Source organism: Paenibacillus sp. FSL R7-0297, assembly GCF_038009025.1.
Taxonomy (GTDB): Bacteria; Bacillota; Bacilli; order Paenibacillales; family Paenibacillaceae; genus Paenibacillus_AQ.
Genome location: NZ_JBBPAQ010000001.1, coordinates 6184667 through 6206520, shown reverse-complemented (window position 1 = coordinate 6206520; position 21854 = coordinate 6184667). Strand labels below are relative to the sequence as shown.

Sequence of the window (21854 nt, the reverse complement as noted above, 5' to 3'; positions counted from 1 at the left end):
ATGTAAGAAATATTAATTAAGGAGGAAATTTGATGAAAAAAGGACAACGCATACTTGCTAAACTTCTTATAATCGCAATCCTTATGTCTATGACGGCCTTGGGTCAACCTTTGAAGGTGAACGCTTCATCCATTCCTGGTTCATTCGCTAAAGGTGCTGACGTCAGCTGGCTGCCCCAAATGGAAGCCCAGGGGTATAAATTCTACAATGATCAAGGCGCGGAGCAGGATCTTCTTCAGATCTTAAAGGATCATGGAATTGATTCGATACGCTTGCGGGCTTTTGTGAATCCGTCGGATGATCCTTCCAATGGACATAACAGTACAGAAGAAGTCGTTGCTCTGGCTTCTCGTGTAAGCGCTCTCGGATTCAGGATTATGATTGATTTACACTATAGTGATTCCTGGGCCGATCCCGGGAAACAGGTTACACCTGCAGCATGGGCCATTGACAATCTGGAGCAGTTAAAGGCGCATGTATCGGAATATACTTCTGAAGTCATGAATGCATTGAAGACAGCAGGCGTAACTCCGGAGTGGGTACAAATTGGCAATGAGATTAACAACGGAATGATGCATCCGCTTGGAAGCTACAGCAATACCGCTAATCTTGTTCAGTTAATTCAAGCCGGATCGGGTGCGGCCAAAGCGGTTTTCCCTGCTGCTAAGATCATCATTCATAGAGCCAACGGTGCAGATAGTGGTGAGGATTCGTTCTATGCCGGTCTGGCAGGGGCGGGTCTTAAGGACAGTGATTACGACATCATTGGGCTATCCTATTATCCGGATTCGGTCTTCACTTCCTCCATTAATGAACTATCCTCCAACATGAACACGATTGCTGAAAAATACGGTAAAGAAGTTATGATTGTAGAGGTTGGCGGGGACGTCAGCAGAAACGCGGATAATGTATACAACATGCTCGTAGCTGTTCAGAATCAGTTGAAGGCGGTGCCGGACGGGCAGGGAACAGGTGTCTTTTATTGGGCGCCTGAAGGGGTATATTTCGGATATCCGCTGTCAGCGTGGAACCCGGATGGTACGCCTTCCTTTGCCATGGATGCATTCATTGACGGGGCTGCTGAAATCAACCGTTATCCAGTGCAATCACTTACTCTGGACAAGCACACGGATTCGCTTGAAGTAGGGGGCACCGGCAGCATAAAAGCAATGATCAGTCCTGATAATGCAACCTATAAAGGCGTAACCTTTACAAGCTCTAATCCCAATATTGTAAAAGTAGATCCCTATAAAGGGACAGTTTCCGGACTTGCTGCCGGGACGGCCACAGTAACGGCGGTTACTTACGACGGCGGATTTACAGATGCGGCTGAAATTACTGTAGTGCCAAGTGCGAGCTTCATCCAGAACCCCGGGTTCGAAGATGGTTTGAATGCCTGGACCCTTACGGGTGATGCGGACGCGGTAAGTGCAGATTCTGACGTACATTCGGGGTCCTCTGCATTACATTACTGGAGTGCGCCGGCTGCTGAAATTCAAATATCCCAGACGATCAAGGGACTTGAGAATGGAACGTATCAGTTATCAGCCTGGGTCTCAGGTGGTGGAGGCGAAGAGATCGCCGAGATTTATGCTGGAGATCAGAAGCAGAGTTTTGTGAATACAGGCTGGCAGCAATGGTCTAATCCAACGATCGATACGATTGAAGTAACAGACGGAACTCTCAGCATAGGTGCCAATCTGAAATACTCCGGCGGGCAGTGGGGAAATATTGACGATTTCAAGCTTATTAAGAAAGCTGGTGCAGTTCAGACGTCGAACCTCACAGTGAACGGATCAATTGCCGACTGGTATCTGAATGGAACCTGGCCTTCGACATTCGGAGACAGCAGCGCTTCAGGCGGATTCGATTATGGCGACGATAAGCCGATCGATTTCACGCTTACTCATGGCTTCTCAGGACTTGAACCCGGAACCTATACGCTGCAGGCTAAAGTGTTCGGGGATAAAGGCGAACCGGCATCCGGCTCCATTATGTATATCGCTTCGGAGGGGCAGACCTATTCAGTCCCAATCACATATTCAGGCAGCGCCTGGCAGAATCCCCGAACGTTGACGCTGAACCATATACATGTCGGAGATGACGGAATTGCATTACTGGGCTTCAATGTTAAAACCAATACGGACAATCATTACGGCTACCTGGATGATGTGACATTTGTGCGCAATAGCGATTCATCTCCTGAGGTTCCAGGTGAGGCTACACCAGCTCCGGCAGGAACCCCTATGCCAAGTTCAACGACAAGTCCAACAACAAGTCCAACAGCGAGTCCGGTATCTAATGCAACACCTGACTCCAATACTGTGTGGACAGCTCCGCAGGCGACACCGCAGCCAACGCCGCAGCCGGACATTCAAGTCCTGGCTAACCCGGAAGCGAATGCAGAGAGCCGAATTGTAATTTCGATTGCGGACGGCGTTAAAGAAATACGGCTCCCTGCGAATGCAGCAGCAATCAATGGGACAAACGTACTGAGAGTGGAAGCTAAGGATGCAGTTGTAGAGATTCCAGGGAAGGTTCTGAAGGCGCTCCAAGCTTTGGCTGGAGAGAATCTTTCGGGTAGAATGCTTTCCTTTGGATGGAACGCACTGTCTTCTGAAGACAATGCTGTGCTATTACAGCAGGCGGATAACAAGAATGACGCTGATCTGAAGCTGGCTGGAGATGTGTATAACTTCAATCTGTCTATCGTTAATCCGGACGGGACGAGGACTCCAATGACGCAATTCGCGGAACCCGTTACACTTCGCTTGAAGGTCCGGGACAACGGGAATCCGCAGCTGCTTGGAATCTACAATATCGCGGACGATGGCAAGCTTGAATATGCTGGAGGAACCCTAGAACAAGAGTGGATGACCGCACAAGTAAACCACTTCAGCAAGTATGCTGTACTGGAATACGACAAGACCTTTGCAGACGTTGACAGCAAGTATTGGGCGTACAATGTCATTAAGGAAGTTGCCGCCAAACATATTATCGAAGGCATTAGTGAGAGCTCCTTCGCACCTAAGAGAGAAGTGACCCGTGCCGAATTTGTTTCAATGCTCGTCCGCGCCTTCGGAGTGAAGGATGCTGACGTTAATCCATTTAGTGACGTAGACAATACAAAGTGGTATGCAAGCGAGGTTGCTGCAGCTTATGCGTCCGGTCTGGTGAAGGGGTACACCGGAGGGGATTTCGCACCCGAAGCAAAGATTACGCGTCAAGAAATGGCGGTGATTCTGATGAGGGCCTACGAGATTCACAGTGGAATTACAACGCCGTTAGTCTCACTGACCGCATTTGCCGATGCAGACAAGATCGATAGATGGGCAGCGGATGCAGTTGGTGCTGCTGAATCCCTCGGCTTCCTCGAAGGTAATTCTTACGGATTCTACATGCCTCAGGCATTCGCGAATCGGGCGGAATGTGCGAAGGTAGTGTCCTTGCTGCTTAAGAAATAATAGAAATATTATTTATCGTTAACAAAGGGTTGTCCCAAAAGCCGGGAAATGGCTGCTTGGGACAGCTCTTTGTATTACCATCATTTATTAAAAAACAAGCTGTAAATGACCAAAAACGCGAGAGCAGTGATTCCTCAATAACAGGAGAGCCGATGCTCTGTTGACATTTTAGCTGTGCTCCGCAATCTGTATCTCGAAGCCGTCCGGGTCCAGAATATAAAAGAAACGCAGATGAGGGTTCGGCGAAATGGGTCCGCGTGCTACCGGGATACCTTTGTTACTGAGCTCTGCCATAGCTTCATCCAGCGAGCCCGCCTCGAAACCTACAGAAATACCGCATTCGGGCTTCAACGCCGTGTCACTTCCCTGGATAAGTTCGATCTTCGGTTGTCCTTCTGCGCCCAGCATCACAATTTGTTTTCCTCTGCTCTCAAATCTGCGCTCAACCGGAAGTCCCAGAATCCTGTGATAGAAATCAAGGGAAGCCTCCAGATCGCGCACTCTGAGTGTAATCCAGTTCATACTCAGGTTCATGCGTTTCAGATCCTTTGCTGTGAATTTTGGTAGTGTCTATTATACGCTACGAATGAAGGCTTTTACAGAATTGAATCATGTGTTGTAGTACAATAATAGATATTAATTATTCACCGGAGGCTGATGATGAATATAGCAAAAGTAATTCATGGCGGAAAAACGATAGCCGTAGTGAGCGGCAGCGAGACCTTAGTCAGTGATGTCCAGGATGCGCTGGATCTAATGGCAACGGTACGGTATGAAGTGGATTGTGACCGGATTGTCCTTCATAAAGCTCTGCTCAGCGAAAGCTTTTTTGATTTGAAGACCCGGCTGGCCGGCGAGATTCTGCAGAAGTTTATTAATTATCATGTAAAGGCAGCAGTGGTAGGAGATTTCAGCGGCTATACCAGCCGGAGTCTGCGCGATTTCATCTATGAATGCAATAACGGGAAAGATATTTTTTTCCTGGCGGATGAGCAGCAGGCGGTTGAGCAGTTAAGTAAGGTGTAGGATCAGAGCAGCCCGATTTGCGTTTGACAACCCTTCAATGTTGAAGCACAATAAAAAGGTGATGATGTAAATTTAAGCGGTGCAGGGAGAATAATACATGAATAATAAATCAGGACGACAGTCCTTCCGGGAAAGACTGGATTATATGGTAAGCAAGCTCCGCACAGATATTCTTAGCGGTATTCTTCAGCCGGGAGTGTATCTTCCTGCCGAGAGCCTGCTGGCCAAACAGTTTGAGCTCAGTAACAAATCCGTCCGCAGAGGACTGGATGTCCTTGTACAAGAAGGTCTGATTCTGAAGATTGACCGTGTAGGCAGCGTGGTAATGGAGTCGGTCAGGGAGCGGATCCGCATCCATTTCGGCTGTAGCTCTTCCTTGACCAAGGACTTCAAGCTGGACGATCTCATAGCAGAATTCCACCGGCTGCATCCCGGGATTCATGTTCTGCCGCTCGCCTTGAATGACTTCGATCATGTGAATTCTGCCTTGGAGCTGATGAATAACGGAATGCTGGATGTGTTGTCCCTCAACAGCACCCAGTTTCAGGAGATGGCCGAGAACGGGTCCGCCGAGCTGCTTGAGGCGCTGGAGCCTGATCCGGGGCTGTATCCGATTACCAGCGAAGCTTTTTTGCATGAGGGACAGCTCTTTGCTTACCCGATTTCCTTCTCGCCGGTGGTGCTCTGCTATAACAAAGCCCATTTCCGTGAGGCTGACCTGCCTGAACCGGACAGTTACTGGACCTGGGATGATCTGATGGAGTCGGCCCGGCAGCTGTCGGAGAAACGGGGGCGCCATGCCGTGTATTTTGTACCCGCCTCCGAGAACCGCTATTCAGTGTTTCTGCTGCAGAGTGGAATCCGGATCACGGAGGACGGAGGACACCATCCCACATTGAGTCCCGAGACCGCCAATAGTCTGGATATATACAGCAGGCTGGTGAACAATCATCAGATCTTCCCCAAATACCTGGCCGGCAATCATGAGGATGAAACGATATCGCTGTTTGTCCAGGAGCAGGTATCGATGATCCTGGCGACCTACTACAATCTGAACGAATTCAAGGACCTATCCCTGGACTATGACTTGGCCCCGCTGCCTACACTCAAAGCCAGGGACCCGCAAAAAACACTGCTCGTCACCATTGGTGCGGCGGTAGTGGGGAATTCCCGGCAGAAAGAGGCTGCGCGGCAATTCGTCAGCTTTCTGGCCTCGGCCGAGGCGCAGCGGATGATCCGTGAACGTTCGGTCAGTATTCCGGCACGCAAACGGATTGCTGAAATGGCCGTAGATGATCATCTGAACCGTCCTTCGAGATATCTGATGTACAGAGAGCTATTCCCTACATTTTCATACCTCAGAGATCTGGGGCTTCCTATTGCTGTACTGCAAAGCTTCCGCAAGCTTTTGAATGCGTATTGGTCCAGAATGATTGATGAGACCTCTATGTATGAGGAAATGGGCCGGCTGATTGCAGAAGAAAACAGGGCGAAGGCGGATAAGGCAACGGACACGCCCGCCTGAGTGCGGCTGTAGCAGTTCTGGATCGGAGATTAAGCGTGGTGATAGCAGGATTCTGCTATTATCACGCTTTTTTTGCTGTGTTTACTACTAGAAAAGGTTTAAAAAGAAAACGTGAAATGAAAACCATGAGTCATTTCATATCAAATCATGTTAGCTTTTTCACAATATCAAGAGGATGAATTCGATTGATGAAATATTAATGTGATGTATAATTACATAAACGCTGATAAATATTCAAAATTTAATTGACTTCAACGAAAGGTGAAAATATAATAAATACATCAGATGTATATCAGTAATGCAAAAGTATAGATCTGAACAGCTTAGATATGAATCAAAAAGAAGTCAGGAATGAGGAAAATGTCACAATTATTAAAAAACGGACAGGCTGAAGGAGAAAATCAAGAGGAAAGGCGCTGATAGCTATTCTGTAAAAACGAAATGTTGATGTACTGTTGATTCCCTTATCGTGTGTTAGTAAATATCTCATAGGAATTATCTTACTTTTACTTATTAATAGGGGGCTGAATTATGAATGTTGCTAAAAGGAAGCTAGCTCTGCTGTTGCCGGTCCTGACACTGCTCGTTACACTGGTGTCCGCCTGTGGAGGGTCAAACAATAATGGAGGCAACGCCGCTGAACCATCGGCCTCTTCGGGTGCTCAGAGTGAGACGGCTGCTCCTGTAGAAGGAAGCCGGTCCGTTGGCGGCCTCCAGGTGCCGATTGTGGCGGACAAGCTGGAGCTGTCCCTTTGGTCCCCAAGCGGGGGGAATTTCCGGGGAACCGATTTTAATGAGAAGTACTCCTTTCAGCAAATGGAAGAGAACACCAACATTCATATCAACTTTCAGCACAGTACAGAAGCCAGCGCAGAAGCATTCAGTCTGCTGATGTCCTCCGGCAAGCTTCCCGATATTATCTATAACGATCTGTGGGGGACGGACTCCGGCAAATACGGCGCTCAGGGAGCGCTCCTTCCACTGGAAGATTTGATTGATCAATATGCACCGAACTTCAAAAAGCTTCTTGATGACCACCCGGATATCCGGGGACAAATCACCTCGCCTGAAGGGCATATCTATTATCTGCCGAACCTCGTACTCGATTCCCAGGATTTGACCCAAATGTTCCCTCAGGTCCGCAGTGACTGGGTGGAGAAGCTGGGACTCCAGATGCCGCAAACTACAGAAGACTGGTATAAGATGCTTAAAGCCTTTAGGGAGCAGGATCCCAATGGTAATGGCAAAAAAGATGAAATTCCGCTCGTCACCGTCAATCTGGAGAACATTATGATGCTGTTCGCACCGGCCTTTGGTGTCGAATACGGGTTCTTCGTGGATAACGGTGAAGTCAAATTCGGGCCTAACGATCCGCGGTTCAAGGACGTGGTTGCCTATCTGAACCGTCTATATGAAGAACAGCTGCTGGACCCGAACTATCTGGTGGACACAACGTTCCAGACGCTGACCGAGAAGGTGACTACGGATGTGGCCGGTGCCTGGTTCGGCTGGTCGGGGTCCTACATGGGGAACTTCACAACGCTGATGGAAGGCAAGCATGACACCTTCAAAATTGCAGCAGCCATTCCTCCAAAGGGGCCGGGCGGTGATCAGCGCCATGTCTCCTTCCGCTGGCAGGCTGCGGCCCATGGACTTGCTGTATCTTCGAAGACTGCACATCCCCAAGAAGTGATGAAGTGGCTGGACTACCAGTATTCTGAAGAAGGCATTCTGCTGAACAATTTCGGGGTGGAAGGCAAGTCTTATGATCTGGTGAACGGCGAGCCGGTATATAATGAAGAGGTTACTCATCCTACCAACGGGTTGACCAATACGCAGGAGCTGCTGAATCATACCATCGGCGGCGGAAGCTGGGCTACAGTGGCCGATACCCGTTATGCCGAACAGATCCGTGAAGCGAACGGACAAACGGAGAATCCGCTGGAGATTTACAAGGATTATATTGACTTTGACGCGAAGCTGCCGCCCGTACAATTCACGGCTGAAGAAAATGAAATTGTGGTTCCGCTTATGGCTGACATTCAGACTTATGTGGCTGAAACGATCAATGCCCAGATTATGGGACGCCAGAGCTTCGATGATTATGACAAAGTCATGAAGCAGCTGGAACAAATGGGGATTGGTGAGGTGCTGAAGCAGTACCAGGCTGCATATGAGCGTTTTAAAGGAAAATAAGCGGAGCAGGGCTGTCTGTCTTAGCCGGGCGGGCTGCGGAAATTTCGGCAGCCTCCTGGCACTAAGATAACCGGTACCCTCGCCTCTGTCCGGGAAAGGAGCCCCCTATGGCAGTACCTGTAAATGCAATCAAGGCTAAAAGCAGGAAACAGCAGACGAAACGGAGTTCCCTTTCGCTGAAGCGTATGATGGCTAACCGTTATCTCTATCTCATGCTGCTGCCTACTGTGCTGTATTTCCTCATCTTTGAATACAAACCAATGTACGGGGCGATAATCGCCTTCAAAGATTTCAATCCTTTCGCAGGTGTGGCCGGCAGCCCCTGGGTGGGCTTCAAAAATTTCGAGAAGTTTTTTGAGAGCTATTATTTCTTCCGTTTGCTGAAGAACACCTTCCTAATGAGCTTTTATTCGCTGTTGTTCATTTTTCCGGCTTCGCTGGTCTTCGCCCTATTGCTTAATGAGCTGCGGATCAAAAAGCTGAAGTCCTTCCTGCAGACGGTGTCTTATCTGCCGCATTTCATTTCATTAATTGTCATCTGCGGCATGATTATTGACTTCACGAAGCCCGGAGGCATTATCAACAGCCTGCTGCTCGGCATGGGAATCATCTCTGAGCCGATTCAGTTTCTGATCCTGCCGGAGTGGTTCCGCACCATTTATGTCGGTTCAGGCATGTGGCAGAGCCTGGGCTGGAACTCTATCATCTATCTTGCAGCCTTGTCCGGCATTAACCCAAGCCTCTATGAGGCTGCAGTTGTGGACGGGGCCGGGCGCTGGAAGCAGCTTACCCACATTACACTGCCGGGAATTCTGCCCACAGTGCTGATCCTGTTGATTCTGAATGTCGGGACCCTGCTGAATGTGGGCTGGGACAAAATTATATTGCTGTATAATCCGGGAACCTACGTCACGGCAGACGTCATCTCCACCTTTGTCTACAGACGCGGTGTCATGGAAGCTGATTACAGCTTCTCGGCGGCGGTGGGACTGTTCAACTCCGTGATCAACTTTACGCTGCTGGTGCTGGCGAACCGGATCAGCCGGAAGACCACCGAGAGCAGCTTATGGTGAGGGAAGCTATGCTTCCGAAGCAAGTTTAATTGCGCTGTTCACACAGGAAATATAGCTCCATTAAACTCTTAGGAGGGAAGACAGTGGTCATCAAACGCAGCATTCCGGAAGTGATATTTGACAGCTGCAATGTTCTGTTCCTAATCTTCTGTTCCTTCCTGTTCTTGTATCCCATGTGGTATGTACTGGTATCCTCATTCAGTGATGCGCATGCCATCGCCGCCGGCGAGATCAGCTTCTGGCCGAAGGGCTTCAATGTGGATGCTTATAAGCTGGTTTTTGAGGACCAGCGGATCTGGACTGCTTACGGGAATACGTTCATTTATGTCATCGCGGGCACTTTTATCAATTTGGTTCTAACTACACTTGGAGCTTATCCGCTGTCCAGAAGGAATCTGGAGGGGCGCAGCCTGATTATGGCGTTCATCGTATTTACGATGTTCTTCAGCGGGGGGCTGATTCCTGCCTATCTGAATGTGCGTGAGCTCGGAATGTACGATACAAGATGGGCGCTGCTGCTGCCGGGTGCGGTCAGTGCCTTTAACCTGATCGTGATGCGGACCTTCTTCCAGTCCATACCGGAGAGTCTGGTGGAATCGGCCAAAATCGACGGTGCCCATGACTTCCGCATTCTGCTGCGGATTGTACTGCCGTTATCAATGCCTGTACTGGCGGTAATGACACTGTTCTATGCGGTGGGACACTGGAACAGCTGGTTCTCGGCGATGATTTATTTGCAGGACCGTGATCTGTTTCCGCTGCAGCTGATTTTGCGGGAAATTCTGATTCAGTCCTCCGCGCAGAATATGCTGGCCGGTGTTACACAGGATGAGGTGTTCCGCATCAGTGAATCTATCAAGTTCGCGACGATTATTATCGCAACGGTGCCTATTCTGATGATCTATCCGTTTTTGCAGAAGTATTTCGTCAAAGGCGTCATGATCGGTGCACTGAAAGAGTGAACGGGTAAGGGAGCAGAAACAGAGCATAAATAGAGAAAACAACATTCGCACCGTAATCTGCGCGAAGCAGTCGGGAGGAGAGAGGCTATATGAAGGCGGTACTATCCCAGAATGGTGAAATTAACGTGGCTGATATTCCCGCTCCGGTGCTGGAGGACGGATTCGTGCTCGTTGAGACTGAATATTCGGCCATCAGTCCCGGAACAGAAATGATGATGAATGGTGCTCACCGCCCGAAACCCATAGTTCTCGGATATAGTGCAGTAGGGATCATCCGGTCCCTGGGACGGGGAATGGAGCATTGGCCAGTTGGACAGCGGGTGGCCTGTTATGGGGGGCCTTATGCGAAACACGCGGAATGGCTGCTGATGCCACAGCATCTAATGGTGCCGGTTCCGGAGCATGTCAGTCCGGTGGAAGCGTCAACGGTGGGTCTTGGAGCCATCGCAGTGCATGCTGTAAGGCAGGCTGACCTGCAGTTCGGCGAGACGCTGGTGCTGATTGGAGCAGGGATTCTCGGCCAGCTGATTGCGCAAATTGCCAGGGCTGCCGGCTGCCGGGTCATCGTCTATGATCTGCTTGAAGCGCGCTGCAGCATCGCTGAGAGCCTGGGCATCCGCCACATTGCAGTGAGTCCGGAGCAGGTCAGCTCGCATCTGGAACATTTGACGGCGGGAATGGGAGCGGATGCCGTAATGATCTGTGCCGGGGGCAAGTCCGGCGGGCTTGTCGATCAGGCGCTGGAATGGGTGAGGAACCAGGGGAAGGTGCTGCTGGTCGGAGATGTGAGGGCGGACTTCTCGCGGGAGCTGATGTTCGGGAAGGAAGCGCAGGTACTGATCTCCAGAGCAGGCGGTCCGGGCCGTTACGATCCTGTCTATGAAAAGCAAGGGATTGATTATCCTTATGGCTACGTCCGCTGGACCGAAGGACGCAACATGGCGGAATACATCCGGCTGATCGCTGAAGGCGATATTCAGGTTGGACCGCTGATCAGCAAGGTGTTCCCCCTGGAGCGTTCAGCCGATGCGTTCTTACAGTATGCTCAATCTCCGGCAGAGCTGCTGGGGGCGGTGCTTGCTTATCCTGTAACCGGTGTTCAGGAGGCGGAGCCCGCTGCAGCCCAAGCCCGGGAGGGGCAATAATAATGGAGGCGCTGCGGATCGGCGAGCCGCTGAACGGGCTTGCGGTATGGGCATCGGCCTATGGCAAGCGGCAGGGGCAGGACCGGATCTATGCCGTATCCTCCGGCAGTCCCTGCATGCTGTTTGTACTTGATCCTACTGGTACCCAGCCGGTGCAGCAATTCGCGCTGGAAGGCTCGGATCATTGCTGGGGAGTGGTTGCGGCGGCCAGCGGAATCTACATCGGCGGCAGCGGGATTCTATACAGATTTACGCATGAACAGGGCATCGAGAACCTGGGGGAGATGATTCCAGGCGAGTTCTACACCTGGCGGCTTGCCGCCGACAACGCAGGCAACATCTATGGAGGCTGCTATCCGGGCGGCAAAGTCTTTCAATATAACCCGTCCACGGGACAGTTCAGAGATTACGGCGCCATGGTGGACGGAGAGCAATATGCCCGGTGCATGCAAGCCTTGGAGGGCAAGCTGTACGTGGGGGCCGGAACCCGGTGTCCGCATATTGTGGAACTGGACACAGAGACAGGTGGACGGATTGAGATCAGCCTGCCGGAAGAGAGCCGCACAGAGCAGCTGGTGTATGATCTGAATATTGTACACAGTAAGCTGATAATTCGGATAACACCGAGTTCGAGATTATATATCTATGATCTGAAGCTGCGCCGGTGGGAGAATTCTATCGATCATGTAAGTGGACTCAGTGTGTCACCGCCTGACCGTCACGGGAACATCTATTTCATCAAGGATGATGTTCTGCAGCGTTATGCATTGGCAACAGGCATACTTACTCCTACTTCATTTGCCATGCCGGAACCGGCAGGAGACTACGGCTGGCTGGAGGGTCATCCGCTGAATCCGCAGGGAAGCTGCCTGGCAGGTGTGCACAGGGACGGGACCTGCTGGATCTATGATCCGGAGCATGACCGGCACACGGTCATGGATTTCATGCTGCAGGGGCAGCCGGTTCACCTGCAGTCCCTGGCTTGGGGGCCGGAAGGGAAATTGTATACCGGCGGTTATTTCGCCGGCGGACTGGCCAGTTACGATCCGGCCACCTCGGAAATCATATCCCGCCGGGGGATCGGGCAGATTGAGGGCATGATGGAAGCCGGCGGCATTATGTATCTGGGAGTGTACCCCAAAGCGAATATTTTCGCTTATGACCCGTCACGGGAATGGAATCCCGGCCTTAATCCCAGGCTGGCTTTCTCCCTGCAAGGCGAAGAACAGGACCGTGCTTTTGCCTGGACCCGGGCGGGAGAAGAGCTGGCTATCGGAACCGTACCATCCTACGGCCGGCATGGAGGTGCATTAACCCTGCTGCATCCCGGAACCGGGGCGCGTGAAGTGTTCAGAGGGCTGCTGCCGCAGCAGAGCATCGTGTCATTGGCCGCTGGAAAAGACCTGTTGTTCGCCGGAGGCTCTGTCTGGGGAGGGCTCGGCATAGCGCCGGAGCGGACGGAAGCGTCCCTGATGATCTGGGATGTGAACACCCGCCGCAAGGTGTGGGAGGGCGTTCCGGTACCGGGAGAAAAGGCCATCCCGGCGCTGGCGCTGGATGATGAAGGCAAGGTATGGGGACTCACTGCAGGGCTGCTCTTCCTGTTTAATCCGTTCACGCTGGAGACTGAAAGGATGATTCGGGTATGCCCGGCGGATTGGGAAGGAATGACCCACTTCTGGCGGGGAGGCAACGAGCTGCTGTACAGGGAAGGCATATTGTATGGGACCGCAATGAAAATACTGTTCCAATATGATGTGCGCCATGACAGGCTTGAGCTGCTGGACGACGATGCCCGGCTGCTTGCGGTGGACGGCGAAGGGGAACTGTTTTTTGCCAGGTCAACCGCGCTGTACCGGATGCAGGCCTTGACGGCAAGTCAGGAGGAATCATGAAAATCCTATATTTCTACAAATTTTGCCTGCTGGGCGGAGTCACCACGCAGCTGGCGAACAGGCTTAAGTTTCTGCGCGGCCGTGCGGAGGTGCATTTTGCTTTTCTTGAGGACTACGGCGGGGCCGGCGCTTTTGAAGGCTATGCGCATGTCCGTATCCTCGGAACAACTGATGAAATCAGGAGCTACATTAAGGTGCATGACTTTGACGTAATCATCACCATTGATACCTATGAGCTGTATGAAGCGCTGGGACCGGCGGAAGAACGGAAGCTGATCATTCACGAGGTGCACACCACCTATGAAGAGCCCTTGCGGATGCTGGCTGAATCCAGGGACAGTCTGCCCTTTCACTATGTCATCACACCCTCTACCTATATGAAGGAAATGCTGGAGGGAATCGGGATTACAGATGCTTTTCATATTAACAACTGCCTGGATACCGGTCTATTCAGATATGAGCCTCTCTCCGGTAAGCGTCCGCCTACGCTATTGTGGGTAGGCAAGCTGGACCGGCATAAAAACTGGGAGTCCTTCATGAACATAGCAGGCAGGCTGAATACGCAATTCCCGGACCTGCAGTTCCTGCTTGTCGGCGGTTACACCGCTCCCGAAGAAATTACCGGCAAACTCCGGGCGAGAGTGCAGGAGCTGGGAATCCGGCATTTTGAGTGGCTGCCCAAAGTGGATTATGAAGAGATGCACCATTATTATTCTGCGGTTGCCGGGAGTGGCGGGGTGTATGTCAGTACTACCAGCAATGAATCCTTCGGGATGACTGTGCTTGAGGCGATGGCCTGCCGGTGTCCGGTTGTCGTGCCGGAGGTCGGAGCGTTGCCTGAGCTGCTGGACGATGAGCTGAGTGTATCGCTGTATGCTTCCGGAAATGAAGAGGAATGTGTCCGGCGTGTGGCCCTGCTGCTCGAACAGAACGCCCTGCGGGAACGCTTGGTGACCTTGGGCGAGCAGAAGGCAAGAACGGTGTATAGCATTGAAGAGGTTGGAAAAGCATACATGGCGCTGCTGGAACGTTGCGTAAGGGAACGTGCATACCACAGTTAATCTACATTGTCCGCAGGCACAAGGGGGCGTTCATTAACTGCTATATAGATTGAACTTAAAAATATACGGAGAGGCGTCATGGGAGTTTGTACAACTAAATCGTCTGATTTTCACCCCATGATCCGTTTAGTTGTATTTGGTACAACTAATCTGCCTCGCTACCTTGGTTCTGGCCCATTCGGGCAAATTTAGTTGTACAGACTGCAGTTATATGATGCAAGCATCCCTTTTGAGCTTTTTTGATTGTACATTATACAACTATATATAACTATCCCTGAACATCCATTTGGAACAGAACACATCAGTTGCTGCAAGTACTAGTTAACCCAAGTCTACGCGGGCGGAGGTGCAGAGTTGAAAGAGCTGAACATTGGTATGGTGGGCATGGATACCTCACACAGCAGAATCTATGCTTCGCTGCTGAACCATGTGTCCCATCCGCTGCATGTACCCGGCGGGAGGCTGACTTGCGGGTATGCCGGAGGCTCAGCGGATTTCCCGTTAAGCGCCTCACGGGTGGAAGCGATCAGCAGGGAGCTGCAGGAGCACTACGGTGTCGAGCTGGTGTCTTCCATTGCTGAAGTAGCCGAGAGAGCAGATGCGGTCATGCTGACTTCTGTAGACGGAAGAGTACACCGTGAACAGTTCGCGGTGCTCGCACCCTACGGCAAGCCGGTGTTCATCGACAAGCCGCTTGCGGTCACCAGCGCGGATGCCCGGGTCATCATGGAGCTTGCAGCAAGCTGCGGGACGCCTGTTTTCTCCAGCTCGATGGTCCGGTTCGGCGGTCCGCTGAATGCGGCGCTTAAAGATGAGAGTGCAGGTTCCATAGTAGGAGCGGACTGCTGCGGTCCATTCGAGCTGCAGCCGACCCAGCCGGGATTCTTCTGGTACGGCATTCATACCGCAGAGATGCTGTACGCGGCGCTTGGCAGAGGCTGCATTTCAGTGAAAGCGCTGAGTAATGAAGTCCAGGAATGGGCAGTCGGGCAGTGGACTGACAGCCGGATCGGAACCCTGCGCGGCAACGTGACCGGCGGCTCCGATTTCACTGCGGTGCTGCACAGGGAACGGGGCAGCACCGCAGTGAATGCGCTGGGCGGGCACTATGAGGCAGGCCATCAGAATCTGCTGAGGCAGTTTCTGTTGATGGCGGGTGGAGCGCCTCCGCCCGTAAGCCCGGCGGTGACCCTGGAGCTGATCCGTTTTATTGAAGCGGCTAATGAGAGCAGGGAGACCGGACAGACCGTGCTTCTGTAAGGAGCTTAATCGTACCCGAAGATACGGACAGGCCGTTCTTTTGTAATAAAGAGTTACATTCGGAAAGGGGAGAAACGGAATGCTCAAGACAGCAGTGATCGGCTGCGGCGGGATGGGAAACATTCATGCGGACAGATATATGTCCATGCCTGAGGCTCAGCTTATCGCGGTATGCGATATCAACGGGGAAGCAGCCGAGAGGCTTGGATTGCAGGCAGGTGTGAAGTATTACCTGACGGCACAGGAAATGCTCGAACGGGAGAAACCGGAGGTGGTCAGTATAGCTGTACCTACCTATCTGCATGTGCCGATGGTACGGCTGGCAGCGGACTACGGTGCACATGTGATCTGCGAGAAGCCGCTGGCGCTGACTTCCAGGGAAGCGGAGGAGGCGGTCCGTTACTGCAGCAGTAAGGGTGTCCGGTTATTTGTAGGACATGTGGTCCGCTTCTTCCCCGCCTACAGCCAGCTTGCGGAAGGGATCAGGCAGCATGGCGGAGGCGGGGGCGGCATCTATCATGCCAAGAGAGCAGGCTCGCATCCCGGCCAGGTTCAGGAATGGTTCCGCGACCCGGCACTGAGCGGCGGCGTGATTGTGGATCTGATGATTCACGATATCGATTATATCCGCGGGACCTTTGGCGAAGCGGAGGAGGTGTATGCCTTTGAGCATCGGACGGAGACGATGAACTATGCTTCCGCGACCTTCCGCTTCCGGAACGGAACCCTTGCTCAGCTGGAGGCTTTCTGGGGGTATCCGGGCGCGTTTCATACAGCTTTTGAATATGCCGGTGCGGAAATCATTATCTCGGGCGGAACACCGGACGGGGAGAGCGTGCATGTCCGGCGGGCAGCTGCCTCGGGGTCTGCTCCGGGGTTCGTGGAGACCCCGGCAAGTGTGCTGCTGAAAGATCCCTATTATGAAGAGCTGGAGCATTTCCTGCGGTGCATTGCCAGCGGTGCGGAGCCTAAGGTCACGGCAGAAGATGCCGTTCAGGCTGTACGCTGGGCGGAAGCTGCCGTGAGCTCAGGGGCAACCGGACTTCCCGTTAAGCTCAATGCCAAAGGAGGGATTCTATGAGACGTCTCAATGTGGGAATGATCAGCTTCGCCCATGCCCATGCCTATGATTATCTGGCCTGTCTTCAGCAGATGCCGGAGGTGACGGTAGGCGGAATCGCTGATCCCGTGCCGGAGCGGACAGAGGAATTGGCCAGGCGCCATGCCATCCCTTACTACAGCGATTACCGCGAACTGCTGGCCGATGCGTCGATAGATGCGGTGATCATATGCTCGGAGAATGTTCAGCATGCGGAGCATACCCTTGCCGCTGCTGAAGCAGGCAAGCATGTTCTCTGCGAGAAGCCGCTTGGCCTCTCTGCCGGGGAGATGGAGCGGATGATTGCAGACTGTGAAGCCAAGGGGGTCCAGCTGATGACCGCTTTTCCCTGCCGCTTTCTAACCCCGGTGGTCCGGGCCAAGGAGGCATTTGACAGGGGGGAGATCGGAGAGATTATAGCTTTTAAAGGAACCAACAGAGGTTCGTTCCCGGGTCCGGCGTGGTTCGCCGAGCCCTCGATTTCGGGCGGTGGCGCTGTGCTGGATCATACAGTTCATGTGATGGATCTGATGAACTGGTTCACCGGCTCTACGGTCGAGCAGGTCTATGCCTATGCGGGAACCTTATTCGATCCTGAGCACAAGCGGACAATTGATGATTCCGGCATGGTGCATGTCACTTTTGCAAATGGCGTGTTCGGCGTTCTGGACCCGAGCTGGTCGCGTAATCCCGGATTTCCCACCTGGGGGGATGTGACCCTGCAGATCATCGGGACAGAGGGAGTCATCTCCATCGATGCCTTCAATCAGAAGAACAATGTGTATGGCAGAGCATCCGGCAAAGGCAGCTGGTCCTTCTGGGGAGACGATATGAACGGACTAATGCTGCAGGCATTCGTGCAGGCGCTACTGGAAGGCTCGCCGGTACCGGTGACCGGACTGGATGGTCTCAGATCGGCGGAGGTCGCATTGAATGCCTATCGTTCCGTACAGGAAGGACAACCGGTTAAGCTGCACAGGTAACGCCAGGATTTGAAGGTATGTAACCACATTAAAGAGGCGGGATGAACAATGGACGATCAGAAGCTATTCGATACGATGTGTGAAACGCTCTATTCGGCAGTTATCTCCGATACGCTGGATCTGCTCGGCTACCGCAATCAGGTGATGCGCGAGAATATCAATCCGGTCGATCCCTCCTGGGTGGTGGCTGGACGTGCCAAAACCGTTCTGTCCGTGGATATTCATCATCTGCCGGAAGACCCTTACGCCAAGGAGATAGAAGCGGTAGACAGCGTCAAGCCGGGAGAGATTGTGATCGGCTGCACGAATGAATCCAGGCAGAATGGCCTGTGGGGGGAGCTACTGTCAACGGCCTCCAAGATGCGCGGCGGGCGGGGTGCCATTGTGGACGGCTTAATCCGGGATACGGCCAAAATTCTGGAGCTGGGCTTTCCCGTCTTCGCCACCGGCACCAAGCCGGTAGATTCGCAGGGACGCGGGATCGTTATCGACTACGATATTCCGGTGCTGTGCGGAGGTGTGCTGGTGAATCCCGGCGACATTATCTTCGGCGATCGTGACGGTGTCGTGGTGATACCGGGCGCCATCATTGATGAAGTGTTCGCACTGGCGACGGATAAGGCGACACGCGAGAATCATACACGCGATGAGCTGCTGGCGGGCTCCACACTGCGGCAGGTCTACGATAAATACGGAGTACTCTAAACCATGAAGGCGGGGTGTCTACATCATGAGGCTGGCTGGAAAAAGAGTGCTGGTAACCGGCGCCGGGCGGGGCATCGGGCTGGCGATTGCCCGCCGTTTCCTGGAGGAGGGGGCCCGCGTGGTCCTGCTGGACCGCAGCGAAGCAGAGCTGCTTACTGCCGCTGATGAACTGGCAGACTACAGCGGAAGCTGGACCACGGAGGTCTGCGATCTGCGCGACCCGGCACAGCTTGAGGCGTCTGCCGCTAGGGCATTCGCGCACTTTGGCGGAGTTGACATCATTGTGAATAATGCAGGAATTGCTTATAGGGAATCCTTTCTTGATATTTCCTTGGAGCACTGGAACGCAGTCTTCGAGATCAATGTCCGTGCGGTATACTTGCTTGGACAGCTGGCCGCCAGGCAGATGATTGGCCAGGGCGGGGGCGGTGCAATTATCAATATGAGCTCCAAAAACGGAATATCGGCCAGCGCGGAGCTTGCGCATTACAATGCTTCCAAGGCTGCCGTTATCCTGCTCACAGAGTCTATGGCGGTAGAGCTGGCTCCGTATGGTATCCGGGTCAATGCAGTGGCACCGGGCTTCGTGGATACCCCGCTGGACCGCAGGCTGCGTGAGGAAGGCGGACTGCCGTCCCATTCGGAGCATACCCCGATGAAACGGGCAGCGGCTCCAGAGGAGGTTGCGAATGTGTTTCTCTTCCTGGCCTCAGACGAAGCAGCGTATGTGACGGGGGAAACGGTCCGTGTAGATGGCGGACATCTGGCTAACGGAAGTGAATTGTAGCTTGAAGGAGGTGCAGAGATGATTTTTGATTCACACACTCATTTGTTTGGACCGGGAATGGTGGCCGGACCTACGGATGCCGCGATCAAGCGTGCCTGGGGCCCGGATATGAATATTGAGGCTACACCGGAGCAGCACCGGGGCAACCTGGAAGGATTCTCGGGAGCCATAGTACTGGCGATGGCGGCGTCTGCGACCGGGCTGGTGGTGCCGAATGAATATGTGGCGGAATACTGCCGGACGGACCCGGGAAGGCTGTTTGGTTTTGCCAGCGTAGATCCGAATGATCTGGACTGTGTAGGCAAGTTCGAAACGGCTGTCCGCGAGCTGGGGCTGAAGGGACTGAAGCTGGCCCCGATCTATCAGAACTTTTATCCGGAGGATCCGAAGCATATGTCGCTCTATGCTAAGGCGGAGCAACTGAACGTTCCGGTTCTATGGCATCAGGGAACATCCTTTGTCCCAGAGGGGTACCTGGATGCTTCCCGCCCGGCGATGCTTGATCCAATTGCCAGGGCTTTTCCGAAGCTGAAAATGATCGTAGCCCATATGGGCCACCCCTGGGTGGATGAATGCATCTCGCTGGTGCGCAAGCATCCTAACCTGTACATGGACGTGTCTGCACTCGGCAGCCGGCCGTGGCAATTCTATAATGCACTGGTCTCCGCTGCGGAATACGGGGTGCAGGACAAGCTGCTGTTCGGCTCGGACTATCCGTTCTTCGGGACGCAGCAGATGCTGGATGCCTTGTACCGGATCAATGATCTGGTGGAGGGAACGAAGCTGCCGCGTGTAGCGGAGGATTTCATTGAAGACATTATTCACCGGCCGACACCGGAAATCCTCGGGCTGGTCTAAGTGGTACAACAGCAGGCTGGAAGCCAAAGGGAGATGGAGCATGGAGGAGCATACGGAAACCAGCCGGGCGGACAGTGACGGGAGCGGTGCCGCCGGACGCAGACTGAAGAGTGAAGCCTATTTCCAGGAAAAAGATCTGTGGGGCTTCATTCACCGTTCGTTTACAAAGTCGATGGGATATACAGAAGAGGATCTGCGCAAGCCGGTCATCGGCATCTGCAATACCTTCAGTGAGCTGAACAAGTGCCATTCGCACTTTAATGAGCTGGTGGATTATGTGAAGCGCGGGGTCTGGCAGGCTGGCGGGGTGCCGATGGAATTCCCGACGATATCGATCGGCGAGCCTTATGTCAAGCCGACGACGATGCTGCTGCGCAACCTGATGGCGATGGACACGGAGGAAATGATGAAGGGCCACCCCATAGACGGGGTGGTGCTGCTCGGCGGCTGTGACAAAACAGTGCCTGCCCAGCTGATGGCCGCGGCAAGTGTGAACATTCCGGCCATTGTGCTCACGGGCGGGCCGATGCTGAACGGCCGCCTGGGCGGACGCAGCCTGGGCGCCTGCACCGACTGCTACGGCTTCACGCTGGAGCATAAAGCGGGAAATCTCACCGATGCGGAGCTGGCGGTGGCGGAGGACGCCATCTGCCGCAGCGACGGGCACTGCATGGTGATGGGCACAGCCAGCACCATGGCCTCGATTGCCGAAGCCATTGGCATGGCGCTGCCGGGGTGCGCGGCCATCCCCGCGCCGGACAGCCGCCGCAGGCATCTCTCTGAGCGGACCGGCAAGCAGATTGTAGAGCTGGTGCGGCGGGATATCCGCCCGCGCGACATCATGACGGCAGAGGCAATGGAGAATGCCATCACGGTCACGATGGCCAGCGGCGGCTCCACGAATGCCATCATCCATCTGGTGGCGATTTCCCAGCGGCTGGGCCGGAAGCTGCCGCTGGAGACATTCGATGACATCAGCCGCCGGACGCCGTTCATTCTGAATCTGCGGCCTTCGGGCAAATATCAGATGGAGGAGTATTTCGAAGCAGGCGGCGTGCCTGCGCTGATGAAGGAGCTGGAGCCGCTGCTGCATGGCGGCTGCCTGACCGTAACCGGCCGGACGGTTACGGAGAATCTGGTCCAGGCGGTCACGCTGGACCGGGAGGTGATCCGCAGCGTGGCGGAGCCGCTGGACAGAGAGGGCGGAATTGCCGTGCTGCGCGGCAATCTGGCCCCGGATGGCGCGCTGATTAAGCAGACGGCGGTATCAGCGCATCTGAAGCGGCACACCGGGCGCGCCGTGGTGTTCGAGAGCCCGGCGGATCTCCAGCTGCGGATCGACGACCCGGAGCTTGCGGTAGATGAGCACAGTGTACTGGTGCTCAAGAACGCCGGCCCCAAAGGTGCGCCCGCGATGCCGGAGATCGGGCAGATCCCGATCCCGCAGAAGCTGCTGGTGCGCGGCATAAGAGACATGGTCCGCATCTCTGATGCACGGATCAGCGGTACCTCCTACGGCGCCCTGATCGTGCATGCGGCGCCGGAAGCGGCTGTAGGAGGAACCCTGGCGCTGGTACAGGACGGCGATGAAATCGAGCTGGATATTGCCGCGAGAAGGCTGGTCCTGAAGGTGCCGGATGAGGAGCTGGCCCGGCGGCGGGCTGCCTGGAAGGCGCCGGAGCCCCATTATGACAGAGGCTACGGCCTGCTGTTCCATGAGCGCGTGCTGCAGGCGAATCTGGGCTGTGATTTCGATTTCCTGCTGCCGGCAGAGCTTCGCCGGGAGCTGCTGGACGGAGCCAAGCAGGACTAACC

The 21854-nt window shown here is 53.7% G+C and carries 17 protein-coding genes; 16 read left to right on the top strand and 1 reads right to left on the bottom strand.

Annotated elements, in window-relative coordinates; all coding sequences use genetic code 11:
- The first annotated feature begins 32 nt into the window (after window positions 1-32).
- Window positions 33-3464 carry a glycosyl hydrolase 53 family protein gene (locus tag MKZ24_RS27170; protein WP_340788624.1) on the top strand — a complete coding sequence of 1144 codons (3432 nt, stop codon included), beginning with the start codon at window positions 33-35 and terminating at the stop codon, window positions 3462-3464.
- 168 nt (window positions 3465-3632) lie between these two features.
- On the opposite strand, the gene MKZ24_RS27165 is transcribed toward MKZ24_RS27170, so the two are convergent.
- The gene (locus MKZ24_RS27165; RefSeq protein ID WP_340788621.1) at window positions 3633-3998 is read right to left on the bottom strand and encodes a VOC family protein; all 366 of its coding nucleotides are present in this window, start codon (window positions 3996-3998) and stop codon (window positions 3633-3635) included.
- 126 nt (window positions 3999-4124) lie between these two features.
- Here MKZ24_RS27165 and MKZ24_RS27160 point away from each other — a divergent pair, with 126 nt between their 5' ends.
- The 15 genes from MKZ24_RS27160 (at window position 4125) to MKZ24_RS27090 (ending at window position 21852) form a co-directional block, all read left to right on the top strand.
- Window positions 4125-4490: a DUF4180 domain-containing protein gene (locus MKZ24_RS27160; protein ID WP_042234736.1), complete on the top strand. Its 366-nt coding sequence runs from the start codon at window positions 4125-4127 to the stop codon at window positions 4488-4490.
- A 97-nt stretch (window positions 4491-4587) separates the two neighbouring features.
- Entirely contained in the window at window positions 4588-6015 is a 1428-nt protein-coding gene (locus MKZ24_RS27155) for an extracellular solute-binding protein (protein WP_042234738.1), read from the top strand.
- A 531-nt stretch (window positions 6016-6546) separates the two neighbouring features.
- The gene (locus tag MKZ24_RS27150; RefSeq protein WP_340788618.1) at window positions 6547-8211 is read left to right on the top strand and encodes an extracellular solute-binding protein; all 1665 of its coding nucleotides are present in this window, start codon (window positions 6547-6549) and stop codon (window positions 8209-8211) included.
- A gap of 107 nt (window positions 8212-8318) precedes the next feature.
- On the top strand, window positions 8319-9284 hold the full coding sequence (locus tag MKZ24_RS27145; protein WP_445324175.1) for an ABC transporter permease: 966 nt from the start codon (window positions 8319-8321) through the stop codon (window positions 9282-9284).
- An 83-nt stretch (window positions 9285-9367) separates the two neighbouring features.
- Window positions 9368-10246: a carbohydrate ABC transporter permease gene (locus MKZ24_RS27140; protein ID WP_340788616.1), complete on the top strand. Its 879-nt coding sequence runs from the start codon at window positions 9368-9370 to the stop codon at window positions 10244-10246.
- An 89-nt stretch (window positions 10247-10335) separates the two neighbouring features.
- Window positions 10336-11391, top strand: coding sequence for a zinc-dependent alcohol dehydrogenase (locus MKZ24_RS27135; RefSeq protein ID WP_340788614.1), 1056 nt, complete (start codon window positions 10336-10338; stop codon window positions 11389-11391).
- Between the two features lie 2 nt (window positions 11392-11393).
- Entirely contained in the window at window positions 11394-13286 is a 1893-nt protein-coding gene (locus MKZ24_RS27130) for a WD40 repeat domain-containing protein (RefSeq protein WP_340788611.1), read from the top strand.
- Window positions 13283-14347, top strand: a complete 1065-nt coding sequence (locus tag MKZ24_RS27125) for a glycosyltransferase family 4 protein (protein ID WP_042234747.1) — start codon at window positions 13283-13285, stop codon at window positions 14345-14347. The genes MKZ24_RS27130 and MKZ24_RS27125 overlap by 4 nt, the downstream gene beginning before the upstream one ends.
- A gap of 354 nt (window positions 14348-14701) precedes the next feature.
- A complete protein-coding gene (locus MKZ24_RS27120) occupies window positions 14702-15607 on the top strand; it encodes a Gfo/Idh/MocA family protein (protein WP_340788607.1) in 906 nt (301 codons plus the stop codon).
- Window positions 15608-15686: 79 nt separating this feature from the next.
- Entirely contained in the window at window positions 15687-16688 is a 1002-nt protein-coding gene (locus tag MKZ24_RS27115; protein WP_340788605.1) for a Gfo/Idh/MocA family protein, read from the top strand.
- Window positions 16685-17689, top strand: a complete 1005-nt coding sequence (locus MKZ24_RS27110) for a Gfo/Idh/MocA family protein (RefSeq protein ID WP_340788602.1) — start codon at window positions 16685-16687, stop codon at window positions 17687-17689. Before MKZ24_RS27115 ends, MKZ24_RS27110 begins: the two co-directional genes overlap by 4 nt.
- Window positions 17690-17737: 48 nt before the next feature.
- On the top strand, window positions 17738-18394 hold the full coding sequence (locus MKZ24_RS27105; protein WP_340788600.1) for an RraA family protein: 657 nt from the start codon (window positions 17738-17740) through the stop codon (window positions 18392-18394).
- Between the two features lie 25 nt (window positions 18395-18419).
- Window positions 18420-19181, top strand: a complete 762-nt coding sequence (locus MKZ24_RS27100) for an SDR family NAD(P)-dependent oxidoreductase (RefSeq protein ID WP_042234758.1) — start codon at window positions 18420-18422, stop codon at window positions 19179-19181.
- Window positions 19182-19199: 18 nt separating this feature from the next.
- Window positions 19200-20039 carry an amidohydrolase family protein gene (locus MKZ24_RS27095; RefSeq protein ID WP_052416209.1) on the top strand — a complete coding sequence of 280 codons (840 nt, stop codon included), beginning with the start codon at window positions 19200-19202 and terminating at the stop codon, window positions 20037-20039.
- Window positions 19990-21852: an IlvD/Edd family dehydratase gene (locus MKZ24_RS27090; RefSeq protein WP_340788594.1), complete on the top strand. Its 1863-nt coding sequence runs from the start codon at window positions 19990-19992 to the stop codon at window positions 21850-21852. The genes MKZ24_RS27095 and MKZ24_RS27090 overlap by 50 nt, the downstream gene beginning before the upstream one ends.
- Window positions 21853-21854: the final 2 nt, after the last annotated feature.